Source organism: Alistipes sp. AM16-43, from assembly GCF_003435745.1.
Taxonomy (GTDB): Bacteria; Bacteroidota; Bacteroidia; order Bacteroidales; family Rikenellaceae; genus Alistipes; species Alistipes onderdonkii.
Genome location: NZ_QTUQ01000022.1, coordinates 1 through 1445, shown reverse-complemented (window position 1 = coordinate 1445; position 1445 = coordinate 1). Strand labels below are relative to the sequence as shown.

The 1445-nt window shown below is 47.3% G+C and carries 2 protein-coding genes; both read left to right on the top strand.

From position 1 onward, the window contains the following. Positions 1-130 precede the first annotated feature (130 nt). Positions 131-538 carry an IS110 family transposase gene (locus DW189_RS14695; RefSeq protein WP_259295450.1) on the top strand — a complete coding sequence of 136 codons (408 nt, stop codon included), beginning with the start codon at positions 131-133 and terminating at the stop codon, positions 536-538. A gap of 153 nt (positions 539-691) precedes the next feature. Beyond that, positions 692-1138: an IS110 family transposase gene (locus tag DW189_RS14690; RefSeq protein ID WP_259295449.1), complete on the top strand. Its 447-nt coding sequence runs from the start codon at positions 692-694 to the stop codon at positions 1136-1138. Positions 1139-1445: the final 307 nt, after the last annotated feature.

Below are 1445 nucleotides of genomic sequence, written 5' to 3'. Positions count from 1 at the left end.
CGTAAGCTTTGAGGCTTGGCGGTAGATTTGGACTGCGACTCCATTAACCAGAGAGAATGGCTGTTTAGAATTGTAGGTTTGAAGACCTGGTACATGTGATAGCATACGACTCTCACAAAACTAACAAGTTATGCACTATTTGTATTATGTGGGTCTGGATGTGTCGAAAGAGACTTTCGATGCGTCTTTGGTCGCCTTCGAGGATGCAAACGAGATGGCTCACCGCAAATTCGCCAACTCCCGAAAAGGGATCTGCTCGTGTCTGCACTGGGTTGAGAAGCGGCATGGTATTCGGCTCGACGATGTGATTTTCTGCGCCGAGGATATGGGGAGCTACATATCCGAGATGGCGGTTTGTGCTTCCGACAGGACGCTGAATTTCAATTTTTCACTGATCTCGCCGTTGGTAATCAAGTATTCGATGGGTATTGCCCGTGGCAAAACAGACAGAGTGGATGCCCGGCGTATCGCCGAGTATGCGATCACTCACTATCGGAAGATAGCCCTTTATCTGCCGGCAGAGAAGGAACTGTGTTAGTTGCGCACATGGCTGATCTTAAGGGCTCATCTGGCAAAACAACGTGTAGCGAAACTGGTGTTGCTCGAAAAATTAGACTACAAAGAGAAATTCGCGGATGTATCTATTCAACGTTCCATGCTCCAGGAGGAGATCGCGTATGCAGAAACTCATATGAAAACCATCGAACGGGAAATGAAGGAACTGATAGCCGCCGACAGCAACATTTGCCGGAACTACAAGCTGCTGACCAGCATCAAAGGTGTAGGGCCGATCACGGCCATTGTGATGCTCTGTTCGACGCTTAATTTCACCAAAATCACAGACCACCGCAAGTTTGCCTGCTATTGCGGGCTGGCTCCGTTCGAACATAGCTCCGGCACAAGCGTTCGCGGGGGATGCCACACATCGAGCATGGCGAATCGAGACATTAAAGTACAACTGAACCGCAGTGCACTGATTGCCATCAGGTGTGATCCGCAACTAAAGGCATATTACGAACGCAAAGTGGCTGAAGGTAAACATAAATTCAGCGTCCTGAATGCTGTGAGGGCCAAAATCGCCGCCAGATGCTTTGCCGTCGTAAGGCGTGGAACACCATATGTAGCGTTGCAGATATAATCCGGCATACATATCTGCCATTCGATAAGATTTTGAGATCATTCAAAATCTCAAAATCTTATTGTCGGAACAGTCCGTCTAATTGGGAGCCGAACCTACTCATAATTAATGTATTGTCATTTCCGTACTCCGCAAATTAACGATTCTGACTATGGGATGCAAGGCTATACAAGCGCTTCGCGGCCTTGCATCCCATAGCCAGAATCATTTTGCTAAACGCTACGACAAAAAATGACAATTTCCGGGCATGAAACTTTTTGCAGCTTTTATTTGGTTTTATCTTAGAATTCTACCGTCGGAATAGGCG

What these genes read in the sequence shown, in the direction of transcription:
- DW189_RS14695 (WP_259295450.1), top strand. Translation starts at nt 131, where the DNA reads ATGCACTATTTGTATTATGTGGGTCTGGATGTGTCGAAAGAGACTTTC.
- DW189_RS14690 (WP_259295449.1), top strand. Translation starts at nt 692, where the DNA reads ATGAAAACCATCGAACGGGAAATGAAGGAACTGATAGCCGCCGACAGC.